The 20,348-nt window shown below is 71.3% G+C and carries 17 protein-coding genes and 1 pseudogene; 7 read left to right on the top strand and 11 right to left on the bottom strand.

Annotated elements, in window-relative coordinates; all coding sequences use genetic code 11:
• Positions 1-28 precede the first annotated feature (28 nt).
• Complete coding sequence (locus ABGB10_RS28360; protein WP_347664053.1) at positions 29-889, bottom strand: sulfurtransferase; 861 nt, start codon at positions 887-889, stop codon at positions 29-31.
• A 99-nt stretch (positions 890-988) separates the two neighbouring features.
• Here ABGB10_RS28360 and ABGB10_RS28365 point away from each other — a divergent pair, with 99 nt between their 5' ends.
• Positions 989-1,678 (top strand): metal-dependent transcriptional regulator, encoded by a 690-nt coding sequence (locus ABGB10_RS28365; RefSeq protein WP_347664054.1) that lies wholly within the window; start codon positions 989-991, stop codon positions 1,676-1,678.
• Between the two features lie 19 nt (positions 1,679-1,697).
• Here the strand turns inward: ABGB10_RS28365 and ABGB10_RS28370 are convergent, their stop codons facing one another.
• Both ABGB10_RS28370 and ABGB10_RS28375 read right to left on the bottom strand, forming a co-directional pair.
• Positions 1,698-2,246: a hypothetical protein gene (locus ABGB10_RS28370; protein ID WP_347664055.1), complete on the bottom strand. Its 549-nt coding sequence runs from the start codon at positions 2,244-2,246 to the stop codon at positions 1,698-1,700.
• A 98-nt stretch (positions 2,247-2,344) separates the two neighbouring features.
• On the bottom strand, positions 2,345-2,599 hold the full coding sequence (locus tag ABGB10_RS28375) for a DUF5522 domain-containing protein (protein WP_347664056.1): 255 nt from the start codon (positions 2,597-2,599) through the stop codon (positions 2,345-2,347).
• 69 nt (positions 2,600-2,668) lie between these two features.
• Here ABGB10_RS28375 and ABGB10_RS28380 point away from each other — a divergent pair, with 69 nt between their 5' ends.
• Positions 2,669-3,610, top strand: coding sequence for a MerR family transcriptional regulator (locus ABGB10_RS28380; protein WP_347664057.1), 942 nt, complete (start codon positions 2,669-2,671; stop codon positions 3,608-3,610).
• Between the two features lie 14 nt (positions 3,611-3,624).
• Here ABGB10_RS28380 and ABGB10_RS28385 read toward each other — a convergent pair whose 3' ends face one another.
• Positions 3,625-4,560 carry a DUF2332 domain-containing protein gene (locus tag ABGB10_RS28385; protein ID WP_347664058.1) on the bottom strand — a complete coding sequence of 312 codons (936 nt, stop codon included), beginning with the start codon at positions 4,558-4,560 and terminating at the stop codon, positions 3,625-3,627.
• A gap of 138 nt (positions 4,561-4,698) precedes the next feature.
• Here ABGB10_RS28385 and ABGB10_RS28390 point away from each other — a divergent pair, with 138 nt between their 5' ends.
• Entirely contained in the window at positions 4,699-5,811 is a 1,113-nt protein-coding gene (locus ABGB10_RS28390) for an FAD-dependent monooxygenase (protein WP_347664059.1), read from the top strand.
• Between the two features lie 278 nt (positions 5,812-6,089).
• Positions 6,090-6,248 (top strand): annotated as a pseudogene (locus ABGB10_RS28395) (DUF397 domain-containing protein); the annotation flags it as partial.
• A gap of 266 nt (positions 6,249-6,514) precedes the next feature.
• On the opposite strand, the gene ABGB10_RS28400 reads toward ABGB10_RS28395, so the two are convergent.
• Entirely contained in the window at positions 6,515-9,406 is a 2,892-nt protein-coding gene (locus ABGB10_RS28400; RefSeq protein ID WP_347664060.1) for a vitamin B12-dependent ribonucleotide reductase, read from the bottom strand.
• A gap of 34 nt (positions 9,407-9,440) precedes the next feature.
• Positions 9,441-9,941 carry a transcriptional regulator NrdR gene (nrdR, locus tag ABGB10_RS28405; RefSeq protein ID WP_210858234.1) on the bottom strand — a complete coding sequence of 167 codons (501 nt, stop codon included), beginning with the start codon at positions 9,939-9,941 and terminating at the stop codon, positions 9,441-9,443.
• Between the two features lie 538 nt (positions 9,942-10,479).
• Here nrdR and lexA point away from each other — a divergent pair.
• Positions 10,480-11,265 (top strand): transcriptional repressor LexA, encoded by a 786-nt coding sequence (gene lexA, locus ABGB10_RS28410; protein WP_347664061.1) that lies wholly within the window; start codon positions 10,480-10,482, stop codon positions 11,263-11,265.
• A gap of 74 nt (positions 11,266-11,339) precedes the next feature.
• On the opposite strand, the gene ABGB10_RS28415 is transcribed toward lexA, so the two are convergent.
• The gene (locus tag ABGB10_RS28415) at positions 11,340-13,106 is read right to left on the bottom strand and encodes a hypothetical protein (protein WP_347664062.1); all 1,767 of its coding nucleotides are present in this window, start codon (positions 13,104-13,106) and stop codon (positions 11,340-11,342) included.
• A gap of 50 nt (positions 13,107-13,156) precedes the next feature.
• Positions 13,157-14,611: a GTPase HflX gene (gene hflX / locus ABGB10_RS28420; RefSeq protein WP_347664063.1), complete on the bottom strand. Its 1,455-nt coding sequence runs from the start codon at positions 14,609-14,611 to the stop codon at positions 13,157-13,159.
• A 183-nt stretch (positions 14,612-14,794) separates the two neighbouring features.
• Here hflX and ABGB10_RS28425 point away from each other — a divergent pair, with 183 nt between their 5' ends.
• The gene (locus tag ABGB10_RS28425) at positions 14,795-16,261 is read left to right on the top strand and encodes an NAD-dependent malic enzyme (RefSeq protein WP_347664064.1); all 1,467 of its coding nucleotides are present in this window, start codon (positions 14,795-14,797) and stop codon (positions 16,259-16,261) included.
• Between the two features lie 108 nt (positions 16,262-16,369).
• Here ABGB10_RS28425 and dapF read toward each other — a convergent pair whose 3' ends face one another.
• From dapF to ABGB10_RS28440, 3 genes are read right to left on the bottom strand one after another with little or no spacing between them, the layout of a single operon-like run.
• Complete coding sequence (gene dapF / locus ABGB10_RS28430) at positions 16,370-17,215, bottom strand: diaminopimelate epimerase (protein WP_347664065.1); 846 nt, start codon at positions 17,213-17,215, stop codon at positions 16,370-16,372.
• Positions 17,216-17,222: 7 nt separating this feature from the next.
• Positions 17,223-18,146, bottom strand: a complete 924-nt coding sequence (miaA, locus tag ABGB10_RS28435) for a tRNA (adenosine(37)-N6)-dimethylallyltransferase MiaA (RefSeq protein WP_347664066.1) — start codon at positions 18,144-18,146, stop codon at positions 17,223-17,225.
• Positions 18,143-18,985: a hypothetical protein gene (locus ABGB10_RS28440; RefSeq protein ID WP_347664067.1), complete on the bottom strand. Its 843-nt coding sequence runs from the start codon at positions 18,983-18,985 to the stop codon at positions 18,143-18,145. Before ABGB10_RS28440 ends, miaA begins: the two co-directional genes overlap by 4 nt.
• A gap of 150 nt (positions 18,986-19,135) precedes the next feature.
• On the opposite strand from ABGB10_RS28440, the gene ABGB10_RS28445 reads away from it, so the two are divergent.
• Positions 19,136-20,344 (top strand): DUF349 domain-containing protein, encoded by a 1,209-nt coding sequence (locus tag ABGB10_RS28445; RefSeq protein ID WP_347664068.1) that lies wholly within the window; start codon positions 19,136-19,138, stop codon positions 20,342-20,344.
• The last annotated feature ends 4 nt before the right edge of the window (positions 20,345-20,348 follow it).

Consider the following 20,348-nt stretch of genomic DNA (forward strand, 5'->3'; position numbering starts at 1 on the left):
ACCGCCGCCGGCCCACCGCACGCGCTGGTCAACGGCCAGGTGTCTGCCCGACGGCGACGGGGCGAGCCGGATCGGCGACCCAGTTGCTCCACGATCCAACGTAGAGCGCCGCGTCCGTGCGGCCGGCCAGGTGCAGCGCGAGCACCGCCTGCGCGGCGGTCACCCCGGAGCCGCAGTACGCCCCGACGGTCCGCGCTGCGGTCACCCCGGCGGCGGCGAACCGCTCGCCCAGCACGTCGGCGGCCGGGAAGCGCCCGTCCGGGCCTACGTACGCACCGGCGGGCAGGTTCACCGCCCCCGGCACGTGCCCCGCGACCGGGTCGATCGGCTCCACCTCACCCCGGTAACGGGGAGCCGCCCGTACGTCGAGCAGCACGGCGTCGTCGGCGGCGGCCAGCACGGCGGCCTGCCCCGCGTCGAGCACCGGAAGATCACCCGGACGTACCACGACGTCGCCGGGGGTCGGGGCGGGCGCGTCGGTGGAGACGGACAGACCGGCCGCGACCCAGGCCGGGTAGCCACCGTGCAGCAGGCTCACCGGGTGGTGTCCCGCCCAGCGCAACGTCCACCAGGCCCGCGCGGCGGCAAGACCGTCGCCGCCGTCGTACACCACGACGGGGTGACCGGCGCGGACGCCGGCAGCCCGGAGCCCGGCCTGCAACGTCGCCGGGTCGGGCAGCGGGTGCCGACCGCCGGCACCCGGAGCGCCGCAGAACACGGTGTCCAGATCGACGAAGACCGCGCCGGGCAGGTGGCCGGCGAGGTAGTCGTCACGGCCGGGCGGGCCGACGAGCCGCCAGCGGACGTCGAGCAGGGTGGGCGGATCGACATCGTCGAGCGCGGCGGCAAGGCGATCGACCTCGACCAACGGCTCCTGGGGACCGGACATGGCGACCATCAAACACCATTCGTGTCGGCGGCCCGCGGTTCGGCGGCGGTCGCCAGTCGTTCACCGAGGTAACATGTGCACCGGAGGGCCGCTGACGTTATGAAGTCTCACGACCTGGTCGACACGACCGAAATGTACCTGCGCACCATCCTCGAACTGGAAGAGGAGGGGGTGCCACCGCTGCGTGCCCGCATCGCCGAGCGACTGCGACAGAGCGGCCCCACCGTGAGCCAGACCGTCGCCCGGATGGAGCGCGACGGCCTGCTCACCGTCGAGGGTGACCGACACCTCACGCTCACCGCCCTGGGTCGCGGCACGGCCGTTTCGGTGATGCGCAAGCACCGCCTCGCCGAGTTGCTGCTGGTCAACGTCATCGGGATGCCCTACGAGGAGGCCCACGAAGAGGCCTGCCGCTGGGAGCACGTGATGAGCGACGCCGTGGAGAAGCGGGTCTACGACCTGCTCAACCGGCCGACCCGCTCCCCGTACGGCAACCCGATCCCGGGCCTGGAGGAGCTGGGCTCACCGGAGGCGGAAGCCACCGAGGCCGCCGAGGGCGAGCGCAACCTGGCCTTCCCGGGCCTCTCCGGGCCGGTCGTGGTCCGCCGGATCTGCGAGAGCGTGCAGACCGACGGTGACGTGCTACGCCAGTTGCACGCCGCCGGCGTCGACCCCGGCGCGACGGTGACCGTGGCGCAGGAGCGCGACGGGGTGTCCATCGACCGTTCCGGCGACCGGGTGCGGCTGCCCCGCGAGGTCGCCTCCCGGGTCTTCGTCGCCGCCAACTGACCAACCAGGCACCCGGGCGTCACAACGCCCGGGTGTCCACCTTCTTCGCCAGTGCGGTCAGGTCGCCGGTCAGCTTCTCCGCTGCCGAGCGTTCGCTGCCACGGGCCGAGGTCCAGCTCACCGTGGCCAACCGCCCGTCGGTGGCCAGCCAACCCACCTCGGCGACCGGTCCGCGCCCACTGGCGGCGGCGATGGTCCGGCGGTACGCCTGCTGGCCCAGCCCGGTGACCTTCGCCGCCTTGTCGGGCACCACGTCCGCGCCGAAGGTGGTCTTGTCGATCGTGGTCTCGGACACACTCAACGTCAGCTCCGGCAGCGTCGCTCCCGCAGCCCGGACCACACAGGTGTGCGTGTCGCCCTGTTCGCTGGCCGCCGCCACGTCGAAGCGCACCTTGACCAGCTGTTCGATGACCGCGAAGTCCAGCAGTCGGCAGGCCCCGCCCGAGGAGGCCGCCGCCACGTCCACGGCGATCGGCACCGGCGGCGGCACCGCCACCGGCTCGGCCTCGGCGGCGCACCCGCTCACCAACAGCCCCGCCACCCCGGCGACCACGATCCGCCCGCGCACGTTCCACCCTCTCGCCGACCGACGGCGGAAAGCGCCCGCCGGTTGTCCGTCGGAAACCGTACGGGGTGTCCGGGTCGGGCGGTAGTCCTCATTCACGCCTATCCGGACGGTGGATCGTCCAGGTACGGGCAGTGTCGGCAACCCCGCCCGCAGCACGTGCCGCGACGGGCCAGGAAGCCGGCGCTGAGCACGAACAACCCGCTCGCCGGGTCGAGGTAACCGGCCTCGTCGGCAGCGAGCGCGGCGTCGTGCGCGGCGAGGATCCGGGCCCGGTCGGGGTGCTCGGGCGGCAGGCGGGACGGGTGCGGCTCGGTGAGCGGCCGGCCGGCCAGGGGTTTCCGCTCTCCGCTCACCGGGGCAGTCTAGGAGGCTGGCCGGGTGGTGCTTGAGTCTCCACCGGGGGGAGGCGCGAGGGTGGTGGCATGAGTGGGGAGACGCGGTACACGATCGGCGACCTCGCCCGGCGGACGGGCCTGAGCGTCAAGACCATCCGGTACTACGCCGACACCGGCATCGTGCCACCGACCGATCGCAGCCCGGCCGGCTACCGCCTCTTCGACGCCGAGGCGGTTGCCCGGCTGGAGCTGGTCCGCACCCTGCGCGACCTGGGCGTGGACCTGGCCACCATTCGCCGTGTGGTAGACCGCGAGGTGCCCCTGCCCGAGGTGGCCGCCGCGCACGCCGAGGCGTTGGCGGTGCAGATCCGGGTGCTGCGGCTACGCCAGGCGGTGCTCACCGTCGCCGCGAAGCGCGGAGCCAGCTCGTCCGAAGTGGAGGACCTGCACCGGTTGGCCCAGCTCACCACGCATCAGCGGGGACGACTCGTGGGCGACTTCCTGGACACCGTCTTCGCCGGCCTGGGCGACCAGCCCGCGTACCCGGGTGTGATGGTCTCGATGACGCCGGAGCTGCCCGACGAGCCCACCACCGAGCAGGTCGAGGCGTGGTTGGAGTTGGCCGAGCTGTGTCGGGACCCCACCTTTCGGGCGAGCATGCGGCAGTTGGCGCGGCAGCACGCCGCCGACCACGACGTTACGGAACTGCCCCGCCCGGACGCGGTCGCGGTGGTGCGGGACGCGGTGGCCCCCGCCTTGGCGGCCGGTCTCGATCCGACCGCTCCCGAGGCGGATGCCGTGGTCGCGGTGGTCATCGACCGGTACGCGCGTCTGCGGGGCCGCCCCGACGACACCGGCCTGCGCCAGCGGCTGCTCGAACGGCTGACCGTGGCGAACGATCCCCGCCGCGACCGGTACCTCGACCTGCTGTCGGTGATCAACGGCTGGTCGACCGGCGACGCGGTCGCCCCGGCGGCGGAGTGGTTCCTCCAGGCCCTACGCGCCCGGATGCCCGAACCGGCCCGCTGAGCCAACTCGCGGCGTCACCCGAACCAGGTCATCGCCTGGCCGTGGCCCCGCGCCCAGGCCAGTGGACGACCGTCCAACGCGAGGACGTTGTGCATGGCATCGTCCGGCGGGGCGGGTAACCCGTCGTACCCCAGCACCTCCGGGGCCTCGTTCGCGATCCAGTGGCCGGGCAGCTCACCGACCAGCCGGACGAACGCCTCCCGCCGCGGCGGCGGCACCTGGTACAGCACGGACGTGTGGAAGACCACAAGCGTCGCGTCAGCCGGCGCCCGAGCCGCCAGCGCCGGCAGGTCGTCCACCAGATCACCGCGGACCAGCAGCGGCGGGTCGGCCGCGGCGACCGCGGCCGCAGCGCGCAGCCGGGCCCGCCGGTGCGCGTGCTCCGGCCAGATCAGCGCGTCCAACCAGGACACGTCGCCGGGGTCGGTCACGTCGAGCGGGTTCAGGTCGAGGCCGGCCCGCCACACCACCCGGGGTACGCGTGCCGGCGGCACCAACCCGCTGGCCGCGCACTCCAGGACCGGCTCACCGGTGCCGACCTGGTGCTCGCCGTAGCGGTAGGCGTACCGGTCGGGGTAGAGGCAGAGCCCGGCGGAGGCGCCGACCTCCAGCAGGGCGAGGGGCTGCGGCAGCGCGGCGAGCACCGGCAGCAGCACGGCACACCGGCCGGCCTCGTTCGTCTGGGTGGCCCGGGTGAGCAGCTCCGCCTTGACGGCGGGCCAGTGCGTCACCACGAAGTCGTGGAACGCGGCCGGGTCGTCGACCGGACCGCCGAGCCAGCGGACGACGCTGAACAACAGGTTCGGCTGCCGCTTGGCCGGCGGAAGCCCGTCCAGCAGAGTGAGCAGGGGCTCGTCGTCGGCTACGGCGTGCGACAGACGCTCGTACGTGGGTGACACCCCGCGCGCCTCACGCCTGCCGAACTCCACATACACCTCGGCGGTGATCATGCCCTCATCGTCGCAGCCCATTCCTCGGTAATTCAGCCCCCGTTCCCGTGCGCTGCCTCACCCGCCTTCTAGAGTGCTGCGTCGGCCGAACCGTTGAGCAGCAGCTCAGCAGGCCTGAGCATCGGGGAGGAACGTGTCGTGCGGGGTAACAGTGTCCGGGTACTGATCGTCGGTGGGGGCGTCGCGGGGCTGGCGACGCTCGCCGCGTTGCGCGAGTGGGGCGCGACCGTCGACGTGGTCGAGCGGGCACCCGGGCCGACCGACTCCGGCACCGGCATCTACCTCACCGGCAATGCCACCCGGATGCTCGACGTCCTCGGTCTGCGGGAGCCGGTCGCCGACGTCGCCGTGGAGATCATCCGTCAGCGCAGCGCGAACCAGCGTGGTCGTCGCCTCTTCGACATCGACGTGGCCGCCCTGTGGCAGGGCGTCGGGCCGTGCGTGTCGTTGCCCCGGGCCCAGCTGCACCGGGCCCTGTTGGCTGGCGTCGGCGACGCCCCGATCCGCTGGGGTCGCCACCCGGTCGCGCTCTCCCCGGAGGGTGACCGGGTCGCCGTCGAGTTCGACGACGGCAGCACCGAACGGTACGACCTGGTGATCGGCGCGGACGGCGTGAACTCGGCAGTACGTCGGCTCGCCTTCGACGGTCAGGCGGCCCGCAACCTGGGCCAGTACGCGTACCGCTGGGTTGCTCCCCGCATCGACGACGAGCCGTTCTGGTCGGTGCAGTTGGGGCGCGGACGGCAGTTCCTGACGATCCCGATCAGCGCCGAGCAGACGTACTGCTACTACAACGACGGCCCGGTGGCGGACCGGCCGGGCTGGCGCGACGACGTGGCCGAGTCGTTCACCGAGCCGGCGACCATCATGCTCAAGGCCCTCGACCACGACGACAGCACCCTGCACGCCGGCCCGAACCAGGAGGTCGTGCTCGACTCCTGGTCCCGAGGGCCGGTGCTGCTGATCGGCGACGCCGCCCACGCCACCTCACCGAACATGGCCCAGGGCGCGGCGATGGCCCTGGAGGACGCCGTCGTGCTCGCCTCGTCGTTGGCCAACTCGGATTCCATCGCCGACGCCTTGCGTGGTTTCGAGGTGCGGCGCCGCCCTCGGACGAACTGGGTGCTCAGCCAGACCCACCGCCGCGACAAGGCCACCGGGCTCCCGCCCGCGCTGCGCGACCTGGTGATGCGCCGCCTCGGAGAGCAGATGTTCCGCTCGAACTACGGGCCCCTGTTCGCCCAGCCCTGATTGGGACGAGCCCATCACCTCTCAGGGCAGCTCGCCCGGTCGACCCTGGAAGGACCGGGCCGTGCGTGGTCAGATTCGGTCGCCGAAAAGCGCGGAATGCCCTTTACACCGGGACAGTACGTGCAAGATCGCGACATGAGGGTGGTCCGGAGTCGTCGATCATGGAGTTGTGGTGCCCGATCGGGTGTGGTTCGGGTAGTTTGTCACCCACCACAACCCCATGATCGACGAGGCAGTGCGGGTTGACGAGCAGCCACTCCGCCTAACGCAAGAGCACCCGCAGCGGCAGCGGCAGCGGCAGCGGCAGCAACGGTGCCTGCGTCGAGGCTCGGCAGGTCGACCACGCCGTCGAGGTCCGTGACAGCAAGGACCCTTCCGGCCCGATCCTGCGATTCGACGGCCGACTTTGGTCGAATTTCCTCTCGACCCTCAATTAGCTCCAAGCGACCGTCATCACCTGATGCCGAAAAGCCGGTGAAGCAACCGCGCTTGTACGGGCCTGGCGAGTTGGCCGCCCTGTTCAACGTGTCGCGGCAACGGGTACTGCAGTAGACAGCATCCGACAAGTCCGGTGCCACACGGGTCTTCCGCAGCCGGCCGCCGAGATCAGCATTCAGCTCTACACGTTTCTGCGCGCGTCTGGAAACGGCGCTGCCCCGGCCTCCCGTGAGGGAAGCCGGGACAGCGCCGCGTTACGCGTACGTCAGCTGCAGCCGCTGGTGGAGCCGCAGCCCTCGCAGACGTAGCAGCTACCGGCGGGGCGCATCTTCGTACCGCAGGTGAAGCAGAGCGGTGCGTCGGCGGCCTTGCCGATCACGGCCTCCAGCAACTCGGTGCTGGAACCCACGCTCGGTGCCGGCTTGGCGACGGCCACGTCGGCCATTTCCTGGGCCGGCTGGGCGACGGCCTCCGGCTTGGCCGGGGGTGCCACCGGCGCCGAGGACGCCATCGCGGTGAGTTCGACGCCGGTGACGGCGGCAGCCTCCGCGTCGGCCTCGGCCCGCAGCTGGGCGGCCCGCTCCGAGGCGGTGAAGATGCCCAGCTCGGCGCGGCGCTCGTAGGGCAGGAAGTCCAGCGCCAGGCGACGGAAGATGTAGTCCATCACCGAGGCGGCCATCCGCACGTCCGGGTCGTCGGTCATACCGGCGGGCTCGAAGCGCATGTTGGTGAACTTGCTGACGAACGTCTCCAGCGGCACGCCGTACTGCAGGCCGATGCTGATGGCCACCGAGAAGGCGTCCATCACGCCGGCCAGGGTCGAGCCCTGCTTGGACATCTTGAGGAAGACCTCGCCGAGGCCGTCGTCCGGGTAGGACGACGCGGTGAGGTAGCCCTCGGCACCGCCGACGGAGAAGCTGACCGTCTCGGACGGGCGCTTCTTCGGCAGGCGCTTGCGCACCGGCCGGTACTCGACGACCTTCTCGACGACCGGCGCGGCCTCGGCGGCCGGCTCGGTGGCCTTGTTGGACTTCGCCACCGAGAGCGGCTGACCGACCTTGCAGTTGTCGCGGTAGATCGCCAGGGCCTTGAGGCCGAGCTTCCAGCCCTCGAAGTAGATCTTCTCGACGTCCTCGACGGTGGCCGCTTCCGGCATGTTGACCGTCTTGGAGATGGCGCCGGAGACGAACGGCTGGATGGCCGCCATCATCCGCACGTGACCCATCGGGGCGATCGTCCGCTCCCCCATCGCGCAGTCGAAGACCGCGTAGTGCTCCGGCTTGAGGCCGGGGGCGTCCACCACGTGACCGTGGTCGGCGATGTGCTCGACGATCGCCTCGACCTGCTCCTCGGGGTAACCGAGGCTGCGCAGGGCGCGCGGCACGGTCTGGTTGACGATCTGCATCGAACCGCCGCCGACCAGCTTCTTGAACTTGACCAGCGCCAGGTCCGGCTCCACGCCGGTCGTGTCGCAGTCCATCATGAAGCCGATGGTGCCGGTCGGGGCGAGGACGCTGGCCTGCGCGTTGCGCCAGCCGAACTTGTCACCGATCTTGTTGCCCTGGGTCCACTGCTTGGTCGCCTCACGGACGATCGCGGTGGCCACCGGGCTGGTCGGCTTGATCTCGTCGTTCGCGGCGGCGTGCTTGCGCATGACCCGCTTGTGCGGCTCGGCGTTGCGGGCGTAGCCGTCGTACGGGCCGACGACGCCGGCCAGCTCGGCCGAGCGGCGGTACGCGGTGCCGGTCATCAGGGACGTGATCGAGGCGGCGACCGAGCGGCCCTGCTCCGAGTCGTAGGGCAGGCCGGAGGCCATCAGCAGGGCGCCGAGGTTGGCGTAGCCGATGCCGAGCTGCCGGTAGGCGCGGGACGTCTCACCGATCTTCTCGGTCGGGAAGTCCGCGAAGCAGATCGAGATGTCCATCGCGGTGATGACGAACTCGACGGACTTGACGAACTTCTCCACCTCGAAGCCACCGTCGGCGCGGAGGAACTTCATCAGGTTGAGCGAGGCCAGGTTGCACGAGGAGTTGTCCAGGTGCAGGTACTCCGAGCACGGGTTCGACGCGGTGATCCGCCCGGTCTCCGGGCAGGTGTGCCAGTCGTTGATCGTGTCGTCGTACTGCAGGCCCGGGTCGGCGCACTCCCAGGCGGCCTGCGAGATGGTCCGGAACAGCTTCTTGGCGTCGACGGTGTCGATCACCGAGCCGTCCAGCCGGCCGCGCAGGTCGAAGCCGCCGCCGTTCTCCACCGCCGACATGAACTCGTCGGAGACCCGGACCGAGTTGTTGGCGTTCTGGTACTGCACGCTGACGATGTCGGAGCCGCCGAGGTCCATGTCGAACCCGGCGTCACGCAGCGCGCGGATCTTGTCCTCCTCGCGCGCCTTCGTGACCACGAACTCCTCGATGTCCGGGTGGTCCACGTCGATGATGACCATCTTGGCCGCCCGACGGGTCGCGCCGCCGGACTTGATGGTGCCGGCCGAGGCGTCCGCGCCGCGCATGAAGCTGACCGGGCCGGAGGCGGTGCCGCCGGAGGAGAGCAACTCCTTCGACGAGCGGATCCGCGACAGGTTGACGCCGGAGCCGGAGCCGCCCTTGAAGATCAGCCCCTCCTCCTTGTACCAGTCGAGGATGGAGTCCATCGAGTCGTCGACGGCCAGGATGAAACAGGCGCTGACCTGCTGCGGCGACGGCGTACCGACGTTGAACCAGACCGGCGAGTTGAAGCTGAACACCTGGTTCAGCAGCATCCAGGTCAGCTCGTGATCGAAGATCTCGGCGTCCGCCGGGCTCGCGAAGTAGCCGTACTCCTCGCCCGCGGTGCGGTAGGTGGTGACCACCCGGTCGATCAACTGCTTGAGCGACCACTCCCGCTCCGGGGTCCCCACCGCGCCCCGGAAGTACTTCGTGGTGACGATGTTGGCCGCGTTGACGCTCCACGACTCCGGGAACTCGACCCCCCGCTGCTCGAAGTTGATCGAGCCGTCCCGCCAGTTCGTCATCACGACGTCGCGGCGCTCCCAGCTGACCTCGTCGTACGGGTGGACCCCCTCGGTCGTCCACACCCGATCGATCTTCAGCCCCGCGCCTGCCTTGTTCCGTGAACGGCTAGTTGTCACGCCGTCGCCCCCCTCGTCTGCGCGGTCACCCACCGCGCGTCCCAATCTCTCGAAAAACTGTGAAGACTCAGCTGGTACGGCCGGCGGCCTCGACCGCATCGGCCCGGCCCTGTTCCCGGGCTCGCGCCGCGGCCCGCAACGTCTCGATCTCGCGCTCGAAGTCGGCGAGCGAGTCGAAGGAGCGGTAGACGCTGGCGAACCGCAGGTAGGCGATCTCGTCCAGGTCGCGCAACGGGCCCAGGATCGCCAGGCCCACCTCGTGGCTGGGGATCTCGGCGGCCCCCTTGGCCCGGACGGTCTCCTCCACCCGCTGCGCGAGCAGCGCGAGCGAGTCGTCGTCGACCGGCCGGCCCTGGCACGCCTTGCGCACCCCGCCGATGATCTTCGTGCGGCTGAACGGCTCGGTCACGCCGCTGCGCTTGACGACCGCGAGGACCGCCTCCTCGACGGTGGTGAACCGCTTGCCGCACTCCGGGCAGGACCGCCGCCGTCGAATGAGTTGGCCGTCGTCGGCCTCCCGCGAGTCGACCACCCGGGAGTCAGCGTGCCGGCAGTACGGACACCGCATCGCCCACCTCCAAAAAATGATCAACTGCGCCCACACCGGGCACGCCCGGGCACGGCTCTACGCGACGGTGCCATCGTCGGATGACGCCCGCCGTGCTCGACCTTACGGGAGTGCGGTCGGTAGTCGGACCCAACCTGTGGGCAACTTACGCCCGTGTCACTACTACATCTAGGGGTTGACCGTATGTCGCCGGGGAAGCCGGGTCAAGTTGGCCGGCGTGTCCGGCGCGTCACGGACCATCCGGTCATCCGACACCATCAGCGCGCCCGAAGACCCAACGCCGAGCCCTCGCCCGAGTTACCGGCCAGCAGGCCAGACTGACCCGGAAAACGGCCGAGGATCGAACACCAGTGCTACCTGACGTACCATTTATCAGAACATCCGTACGACCAGAGTGGTTTTTCACTCCGACACGCCGGTGAGAGGTCGTACAGATGTTTGAAAATGACCGATCTCACCTATACGGTCATGAACAACGTGGCACCCCGCACGCACCACGAGCCGACGAGGCACCCAGCGCCGACCAGGGAGGACGGACGTGACCGAGGACCGGGCAAGCCGGCCGAAGAGCCCGCAGCAGATCACCGAGGCGGGCCCGCCGGCCACCCGACGTCGCAGCGCCGCGCGCAGCCGGACGGGTCAGCCCGCCGTGCGCCCGGTCACACCTGTGGTCAGCGCCTTCCCCGACCCGGCGACGATCGACCTGACCGCCCGCCAGCGTCGCATCCTGGAGTTCATCCGCACCTGGGTGGAGCGGCACGGCTACCCGCCGAGCGTCCGTGAGATCGGTGAGGCCGTCGGCCTGGTGTCGCCGTCCAGCGTCGCCTACCAGCTCAAGGAGCTGGAGAAGAAGGGCTTCCTGCGCCGCGACCCGAACCGGCCGCGCGCGGTTGACGTCCGCGCTCCCAGCGAGGCCATCGACGACGAGTTGTCCCGGGCACAGCGGCCGACCCCGGCGTACGTGCCGATGCTCGGCCGGATCGCCGCCGGTGGTCCCATCCTCGCCGAGCAGGCCGTGGAGGACATCTTCCCGCTCCCGCGCGAGCTGGTGGGCGAGGGCGAGGTCTTCATGCTCCAGGTCAAGGGCGACTCGATGCTCGACGCGGCGATCTGCGACGGCGACTGGGTCGTCGTCCGGCAACAGCCGACCGCCGACTCCGGCGAGATCGTGGCCGCCATGCTCGACGGCGAGGCGACCGTGAAGACCTACCGGCGACGCGACGGGCACGTCTGGCTGATGCCGCAGAACCCGGCCTTCGACCCGATCCCCGGTGACGACGCCACCATCATGGGCCGAGTCGTAGCGGTGCTACGCCGGATCTGACCGATCGGCGGGTGGGCGCCACGTGGTGCCCACCCGCATCCGTCGTTCAACGGCGGGTGGTCACACCGACAGTCTCAGTAGCGGTCGCCCCGATAGCCGCGACCGCCCCCGGGATACTGCCCGTACGGATCGACAGGGGCGTCGTCGTCCCGCCGACGGCCGGGCCGCTGGCCCCGCTGGTCGGGCTCCGGACCGCCGCGCCGGGGCGGTTCCGCGCGACCGGTGCCGGGCTGGCCGCCACCGTCGCCGTACACCCCGCCGCCAGGCCGACCGCCCCCGCCCTGCGGACGACCACCGGCTCCCTGCGGACGACCACCGCCGGCGCCTTGCGGCCGACCGCCAGCGCCTGCGCCCTGCGGACGACCACCACCGCCGGCGCCCTGGGGGCGACCACCAACGCCCTGCGGACGACCGCCGGCACCGGCCGGAGGGCGTCCGCCTCCGTAGACGCCGTTGCCGCCATCTGCCCGTGCCGCACCGTAGCCACCATCGGCTGCTGCCGGGCGGGCACCTCCGTACACGGCACCACCTGCCGGGGCCGCGCCGCCGCGACCTGGGACACCGCCACGGCCCGGGGCACCGCCGTAGACCGCGCCGCCCGCCGCCGCGCCGCCACCGTAGACACCGCCCTTGCGGTCGACAGCTGCTCGGGGGCCGTCGGCGGAACGACCCGTGCGCGGGTCGAACGGCTCACCACCCGGGTCCGACGAGTCGGAGTCGTCACTCGGCGGCCGGCGACGGGCCTGGACGATGCCGAATATGCCAGCGCCGACCAGCAGCAGACCGATCAACCCGACCGCGCCGACGAGGTACGTGATGTCGTCGAAGCTCAGCCCGTCCGTCCAGGATTTCGACGCGGCCGGCTTGGCAGCCGCCCCGCCGCCCGGTGCCTGTGGCACGGCGGTCGAGCTGGACGGTGTGTAGGCGAGGATGTCGAGGGGATCGTCCTCCCCGAACCGGGTGGCATCGGAGACGGTGAGGAACGACTTCCCGTCCGCGGTGTAGCTGATGGCCTCGCCGAACGGGTCCGCCAACGCCGTCACCCGGGGCTTGCCGGTGCTGAGCGCGCCGACGATGTCACCGCCGCTGACGTCGAACTCGAAAGCGTCCGCGTAGGTGCGCAGGACCACCCGGGAGCCGTCCGGCGACCGGGCCGCGCCGGTGATGGCGATCCGACCGAACGTGTTGAGCGGGTTCTCCGTCTGCGTCTTCGGCAGGGCGATCTCGCCGGCCTTACGCATCGGCACCGGTTCGGTGTCGCCGCTCTTCAGAGCCGCCGTCGGGGTGTAGATCTCGGCCTTGCCGCTGGTCACCTTCGTGATGATCAGCGGTTTGCCGTCGTCGCCGATGAGCAGCGCCTCGGCGTCGTGCGGTTTCGCCTCGGGATAGGCCAGCCGGTGCAGCGTCGGCTGTTTGGCACCGCTGACCGGCATCGACCAGAGCGCGACGCGCGTGCGGCGGGTCTTCGAGTCGGCGTTGTCACCGATGTCGGCGATCCAGAGGGTTTTGCCGTCCTTGGAGAGCGCCAGGTCCTCGGTGTCGGCCGGGCCCTGCCCCGAGTAGCGGACCGCCTCCTTCGAGATCTTGCACTTGCTGTCGAGGAAGAAGATCCGCTTGCGTGCCGCGTTCTCGGTGGCGTCGTTGATGACGACGTAGCCGCTCGTGGTCGCGACCAGCCCCGACAGCTCCCGCAGGCGCTCGTCGACGATCGTGCACCGCTTCTGGCCGGGCGTGACAGCGGACAACCCGGGAGCGGAAGCCGCCACAGCGACACCGGGAAGCGCCACGGTTGCCCCGAGCAGGCCGAGGGCAACCGTGACCGAGGAAACAACGCGGCGCATTCGGCCAGTGTCGCATGCCGCGCGTTTCCGGTGGATGACGCCGTGGCCGCTCAGGACCGGACGCCAGCCGCCTGACTCTCCCGCTGGACCTCGTAGGGCGCCAGCTCCGCAGCCAACTCCGCGCCGACCCGGACGTGCAACAGAGTGCCCTCCGGCAGGTGCGAGGTGCTGAGCACGTCACCCGTGCGGTGCACCCGTGCCACCAGGTCGCCCCGGTCGTACGGAAGCACGGCCCGGACCTCCACGGCGGGGCGCGGCAGTCGTTCCTCGATCGCCGCGCGCAGCCCGTCGATGCCCCGACCGGAGTGCGCGGACACGAAGATCGCGTCCGGCCAGAGCCGCTTCAGCCGCAGCAGCGTGTCCTCGTCGGCCGCGTCGGTCTTGTTGACCACCAACAGCTCGGGGAGCCGGTCGGCGCTGACCTCGGCGAGCACCGCGTGGACCGCCCGGACCTGCTCCTCCGGATCCGGGTGGGTGCCGTCGACGACGTGCACCACCAGGTCCGCCTCCGCGACCTCCTCCAGCGTCGAGCGGAACGCCTCGACGATCTGGTGCGGCAGGTGCCGGACGAAGCCGACGGTGTCGGAGAGGGTGTAGAGCCGCCCGTCCGAGGCGGTGGCCTTGCGGGTGGTCGGGTCCAACGTCGCGAACAGCGCGTTCTCCACCAGCACACCCGCGCCGGTCAACCGGTTGAGCAGGCTGGACTTGCCGGCGTTGGTGTAACCGGCGATGGCCACGGCGGGGACGGAGTTGCGGGTGCGTCGGGCGCGCTTGGTGACGCGTACCGTCCGCATGCTCTTGATCTCGCGGCGCAGCCGGGAGATGCGGTGGCGGATACGCCGCCGGTCGGTCTCCAGCTTGGTTTCACCGGGACCACGCACACCCACGCCGCCACCGGCGCCGCCGCCCCGGCCGGAACCACCGGTCTGCCGGGAGAGCGTCTCACCCCAACCACGCAGCCGGGGCAGCAGGTATTCGAGCTGGGCAAGCTCGACCTGCGCCTTACCTTCCTTGCTCTTGGCGTGCTGGGCGAAGATGTCGAGGATCAGCGCCGTCCGGTCGACAACCTTGACCTTGGTGCGCTGCTCCAGGTTGCGCAGCTGCGACGGGGACAGCTCACCGTCACAGATGACCGTGTCGGCGCCGGTGGAGAGGACCACCGCGCCGAGGTCGTCGACCTTGCCGCGGCCGATGTACGTGGCCGGGTCGGGCCGGGTACGACGCTGGATGAGCCCTTCGAGCACCTGCGAGCCGGCGGTCTCGGCCAGCGCGGCAAGCTCGGTCAGGGAGTTTTCGGCGTCGGTCACCGTGCCCTCGGTCCAGACACCCACCAGGACGACCCGCTCCAGCCTCAGCTGGCGGTATTCCACCTCGGTGACGTCGGTGAGCTCGGTCGACAGGCCCGGGACGCGTCGGAGGGACTGCCGCTCCGACAGCTCCATCTCGCCGGTGGTGACGTCGTCGAGCTCGTCCTCGACGGGGACGAAGCTCTCCTGGTCTCGCAAGCGGTTCTCCTGTCCGTTTTGATAAGTAGAACGTAATCCTGACATGACACAACGCCGAACGCACCTGCTATATGCCCATGGTGAAGGTCGCCAAAGGTGGGGCCGAATGCTGGTCGGACTCGACAACCCGGTAGAAATGCGGACGGCGGCCGACCGGCCGCACAGCCGTGACGGAGGGATCCCGTGGCCATCACCCGACTGCCGAGCGCCGGATTTTCGATCACCATCCGGATCGCCGTGACCGCGGACGCCTCCTCGATCGGGCGGCTCACCACCTCCGTCGGCGAGGCCGGGGCGATCGTCACGGCGCTGGACGTGGTGGACTCGGACCCCACCAACGTGATCGTCGACCTGACCTGCGACACCGCCGACGCCAGCCACGCCGACCAGGTGGTCGACGCGCTGACCGCGCTGGACGGCGTGGACGTGCGCAAGGTGTCGGACCGGACGTTCCTCCTGCACCTGGGCGGCAAGATCGAGGTGACGTCGAAGGTTGCGCTGCGCAACCGCGACGAGCTGTCCCGGGCGTACACCCCGGGGGTTGCCCGGGTCTGCATGGCGATCGCCGAGAACCCGGCGGACGCCCGGCGGCTGACCATCAAGCGAAACACCGTCGCGGTGGTCAGTGACGGCTCGGCGGTGCTCGGCCTGGGCAACCTGGGCCCGGCCGCGTCGCTGCCCGTGATGGAGGGCAAGGCGGCGCTGTTCAAGCGCTTCGGTGGGGTGGACGCCTGGCCGGTGGTGCTGGACACCCAGGACACCGACGAGATCGTGCAGATCGTCAAGGCCATCGCGCCGGCGTACGGCGGGATCAACCTGGAGGACATCGCCGCGCCGCGCTGCTTCGAGATCGAGGCCCGGCTGCGCGAGGCGCTGGACATCCCGGTCTTCCACGACGACCAGCACGGCACCGCGATCTGCGTGCTGGCGGCGCTGACCAACGCGCTGCGGGTGGTCGGCAAGCAGCTTGGCGACGTCCGCGTGGTCGTCTCGGGCGCCGGCGCGGCCGGCACCGCGATCATGAAGCTGCTGCTGCGTCAGGGCGTCGGCGACATCATCGCGTACGACCGGCAGGGCGCCCTGCACCGCGGGCTGACCGGGCTCAACTCGGCGTGGCAGTGGCTGGCGGAGAACACCAACAAGGAGAACTACTCGGGTGACCTGCCGGGTGCGATCCGGGGTGCCGACGTGTTCATCGGCGTGAGCGCGCCGAACCTGCTCACCGGTGACGACATCGCCCAGATGGCGAAGGACGCGATCGTCTTCGCCCTGGCCAACCCGGACCCGGAGGTCGACCCCCGGGAGGCGCGCAAGCACGCCGCAGTGGTCGCCACCGGTCGCTCGGACCAGCCGAACCAGATCAACAACGTGCTCGCCTTCCCCGGGGTGTTCCGCGGCATGCTCGACGCGCACGCCGAGGAGTTCACCGAGGAGATGGCCCTCGCGGCCGCCCAGGCCATCGCGGACGTGGTGGGCGAAGACAAGATCAACCCGACGGTGATCGTGCCGAGCGTCTTCGACTCCCGGGTCGCCCCGGCGGTCGCCGCCGCCGTCCGCGCCGCCGCGCACAACCCCAGCCCACTCCCGGCCGCCGACCCCGGCCCCGCGGACCTCCCCGAGATCGCGGCCAACGCCAGCGCAACCCCCTGACCCGCACTCCCCCGCCGAACCCCGGCTCAGCGAACCCGGCTCAGCGAACCCCGGTTGATCAAGAGGTTTGCGTCAGGAAGAGCGTGGACTCTGACGCAAACCTCTTGATCACCGAAGCAGGGCGGCGGGGTCGAGTTCGCCTGTCGCCACCAGGACTGCCGGGCCGGACAGCCAGCAGGAATCGGCCGTCACGGTGACCGTCAGGCAGCCGCCGGGCACGTCCACGGCGACCACACCCGTGTCCCGGCCCGCGTCGCGCAGGGCCACCGCGCCCACCGCGCAGGCACCTGTGCCGCAGGACAGCGTCTCCGCGCTGCCGCGCTCGTACACCCGCATCAGGGTGTGCCCGTCGGTGGCGTCGACCGGGTCGCCCGCCACGATGAACTCCACGTTCACCCCGCTCGGGAACACCTCCGGGTCGTACCCGGGAGCTCTGGTCAGGTCCAGCGCGGACAACTCCACACCGGCGGGCAGGACGCAGACCAGGTGCGGATTACCGACGTCCACCGCCGTGCCGGTCAGGGTCAGCTCGCCGAGGGTGGCGGCCGACTCGTCGTACACCCGGGGTCGGCGCATCTCGACGGACACGGCATCGCCCTCGACCAGCGCGCGCACGACGCCGGCCCGGGTCGCCACCGGCAGCGCCGCGCCGGCGGGCGTCGCCAGGCCGGTGTCGAGCAGGTACCGCACGAAGACCCGGGCGCCGTTGCCGCACATCTCGGCGAACGAACCGTCGGCGTTCCAGTAGTCCATGAACCACTCGGCCTCGCCGGCCAGCCCCGCGCCGTCCGGGTGCTTGGCCGCGCGGACCACCCGCAGCACGCCGTCCGCGCCAATGCCCCGCCTGCGGTCGCAGAGCGCCGCGACCAGCTCCGGGGTCAGGTCGAGCTGACCGTCCGGGTCGGGAAGGAGGACGAAGTCGTTGCCGGTGCCGTGGCCCTTGGTGAACTCCACACCCCCATCATCGCGCAGCAACCGGCACCAAGCGCAGGGCGGCCCCGATCAGGTCCGGCGTCGCCGAGTCCAACCAGTGGATCCGCGGATCCCGCCGGAACCAGGACCGCTGCCGGCGGACGAAGCGCCGGGTCGCCCGAACCGTCTCGTCGTGCGCCTCCGACTCGGTCAGCTCACCGGCGAGCATGCGCAACACCTGCTGGTAGCCGAGCGCCCGACTCGCCGTCCGCCCCTCCGGCAACCCGCGCCCGACCAGCTCACGGGTCTCCGGCACCAGGCCGTCGGCCCACATCCGGTCGACCCGCAGCGCGATCCGCTCGTCCAGCAGCCCGGTGTCCAGGTCGACGCCGAGCTGCACCGACGGGTAGTACGGCGTGGGCTGCGGCAACGAGGCCGTGAACGGCGCTCCGGTGAGCTCGATCACCTCCAGGGCCCGCACGATCCGACGACCGTTGCCAGGCAGGATGCCCTCGGCGGCGGCCGGGTCGGCGGCGCGCAGCCGCGCGTACAACGGCGCCGGGCCCACCTCGGCCAACTCGCGTTCCAGCCGCTCCCGCAGCACCGCGTCGGTGCCGGGGAACTCGAAACGCTCCAGCACCGCCCGCACGTACAGCCCGGACCCGCCCACCAACAGCGGCACCCGCCCCCGGGACAGGATGTCGTCGACCGCCGCGCGGGCCAGCCGCTGGTACTCCGCGACGCTCGCCGGCTCGGTCACCTCCCAGATGTCCAGCAGGTGATGCGGCACCCCGTCCCGCTCGGCGAGGGTCAACTTGGCGGTGCCGATGTCCATGCCCCGGTAGAGCTGCATCGAGTCGGCGTTGACCACCTCCCCGTCGAGGGCGTGCGCCAACGCGATGCTCAGCGCCGACTTACCCGCCGCGGTCGGGCCGACCACCGCGACGACCGTGCCGACTCCGCCGCTGGTCACAGCCGCTCCCAGGACGCCACGAAGTAGGCCACCCCGTAGGGGGCCGAGTCGTGCAGCAGTTCGCCGCGCCAGCCGCCGTCCGCCGCCCGGGCCACGCCGGCCAGCACCTGCCAGGGCGCGCGACCGGCGGCCTTCAGCTCCGTCGACAGCACCGGGTCCAGGTCGAGCAGGACGTCCAGGTCCGCCTCGGCCAGCGCCGTCGCAACCCTCTGGTCGTACGGGAGGGCACGCGGGTCGTCGTACCCGGGTGATTTCTCTCCCCGACACGCCGACCCGTCCCCGAGCACCAGCAACGCCACCCGCTCACCCGTAGCGACGATCTCGTCCGCCAGCGCCGCCAGCTCGGCCGGGCCCGCGTCAGCGGCCACCTGCACGGCGGCCACCGGCGGTGCGCTGCTCTGGGGTGCGCTGGCCGGGGGTGCGCTGCTCTGGGGTGGGCTGGCCGGGGGTGCGCTGGCCTGGGGTGGCGCCTCGTGGCGGGCCAGCAACCACGCACCGATGGTCAGGCTCAACGGCAGCACCGCACCCCGGTCGGGCTGGCCGAGGACCAGCGGCACGTCCAGGTCGACACCCCAGGGCTGTAGGGAGCCCGTGGCCGGAGTGCGGATCGGACCGGTCACCGGGCCGGTCCCGAGCAACACCACGCTGTCCGGGCCGACGGCCAGCAACCGGCGTACGGCGGTGTCGCAGGCCGCCCGAAGGTCGTCCAACTCCGCGGCCGCGAAGCCGGCAACCTCGGGTACGAGCAGGGGCGGATGCGGGCAGACAGCGGCGGCGACCAGTGGCACCCGTTCACCGTAGCGGGAATCCCCGGTGCGTCTCCGCGCCGATCCGGTCATTCGGCCCCTAGGACACCGTATGGTCACGGTCGGCGATAGGCGCTCGACGCGGACCGGGTGAGACCTGTGACAATGCCGGAAGCAACTTGGCTGCGCCGTGGCGGCGACGGGGGTTCGTTCCCCCGACGCCGGGAGAACGAGGATGGGCACATGAGCGACTGGACTGCCTTCGGACGGGTGGACGCGGACGGCACCGTGTACGTCAAGACCACCGACGGCGAGCGGGTGGTCGGATCCTGGCAGGCGGGTGCGCCGGAGGAAGGCCTGGCACACTTCGCGCGCCGCTTCGCCGATCTGGTCACCGAGGTGGACCTGACCGAAGCACGGCTCAAGTCGGGTGCGGCGGATGCCGGACACTCGTTGAGCACGATCCGGCGGATCCGCACCACGCTGCCCGAGGCCAACGTGGTCGGCGACATCGACGCCCTGACCGCTCGTCTGGACAAGCTGGCGACCCTCGCCGAGGAGAAGGCCGGTGAGGCCCGCGCGGCCCGGGACGCCGCTCGCGGCGAGGCCCTGGCCCGCAAGACCGCGCTGGTCGAGGAGGCCGAGAAGCTGGCCGCCGAGTCCACCGGTTGGAAGACCGCCGGGGACCGGCTCAAGGAGATCCTCGACGAGTGGAAGACCATCCGTGGGGTCGACAAGAAGGCCGACGGTGAGCTGTGGAAGCGGTTCGCCGCCGCCCGGGACGGCTTCACCCGACGTCGTGGTGCCCACTTCGCCTCCCTGGACTCGCAGCGCAAGCAGGCGCAGACCGCCAAGGAGGAGCTGGTCGCCCAGGCGGAGAAGCTCCAGGAATCCACCGACTGGGCTGCCACCGCCAACCAGCTCAAGGACCTGATGACCCAGTGGAAGGCCGCGCCGCGCGCCTCCAAGGAGGCCGAGCAGAAGCTCTGGGAACGGTTCCGGGGTGCGCAGGACGCGTTCTTCAGCCGGCGCAGTGAGGTCTTCTCGGCCCGGGACAACGAGCAGCGCGGCAACCTGGAGCGCAAGCAGGCCCTCCTCGCCGAGGCCGAGGCGTTGGACATCGACGCCGACCCGAAGGGCGCCCAGGCCAAGCTGCGCGAGATCCAGGCACAGTGGCACGAGGCCGGCCGCGTCCCCCGGGAGGCGGCGGCCGGGCTGGAGCGCCGGCTGCGCGCCATCGACGACAAGGTCCGCGACGTGATGGACTCGGCGTGGCGCCGCACCACCAAGGAGGACAACCCGCTGCTCGCCCAGATGCGGGCGCAGGTGGCGGAAGCCGAGGACCGGCTGGCCCGGGCGCAGAGCGCCGGGGACGCACGCCGGATCAAGGAGGCCGAGCAGGCCCTCGCCTCCAAGCGGCAGTTCCTCCAGCTCGCCGAGCAGGCCGGCTGAGCTG

This window comes from Micromonospora sp. B9E7 (genome assembly GCF_039871815.1).
In the GTDB taxonomy this organism is placed as follows: domain Bacteria; phylum Actinomycetota; class Actinomycetes; order Mycobacteriales; family Micromonosporaceae; genus Micromonospora.

Bases quoted from the DNA above. Each gene is read 5' to 3' on its own strand.
- ABGB10_RS28440 (WP_347664067.1), bottom strand. From the start codon at position 18,985: ATGACCGGATCGGCGCGGAGACGCACCGGGGATTCCCGCTACGGTGAA.
- ABGB10_RS28445 (WP_347664068.1), top strand. From the start codon at position 19,136: ATGAGCGACTGGACTGCCTTCGGACGGGTGGACGCGGACGGCACCGTG.
- ABGB10_RS28415 (WP_347664062.1), bottom strand. From the start codon at position 13,106: ATGCGCCGCGTTGTTTCCTCGGTCACGGTTGCCCTCGGCCTGCTCGGG.
- ABGB10_RS28380 (WP_347664057.1), top strand. From the start codon at position 2,669: ATGAGTGGGGAGACGCGGTACACGATCGGCGACCTCGCCCGGCGGACG.
- ABGB10_RS28360 (WP_347664053.1), bottom strand. From the start codon at position 889: ATGTCCGGTCCCCAGGAGCCGTTGGTCGAGGTCGATCGCCTTGCCGCC.
- ABGB10_RS28385 (WP_347664058.1), bottom strand. From the start codon at position 4,560: ATGATCACCGCCGAGGTGTATGTGGAGTTCGGCAGGCGTGAGGCGCGC.
- nrdR (WP_210858234.1), bottom strand. From the start codon at position 9,941: ATGCGGTGTCCGTACTGCCGGCACGCTGACTCCCGGGTGGTCGACTCG.
- ABGB10_RS28365 (WP_347664054.1), top strand. From the start codon at position 989: ATGAAGTCTCACGACCTGGTCGACACGACCGAAATGTACCTGCGCACC.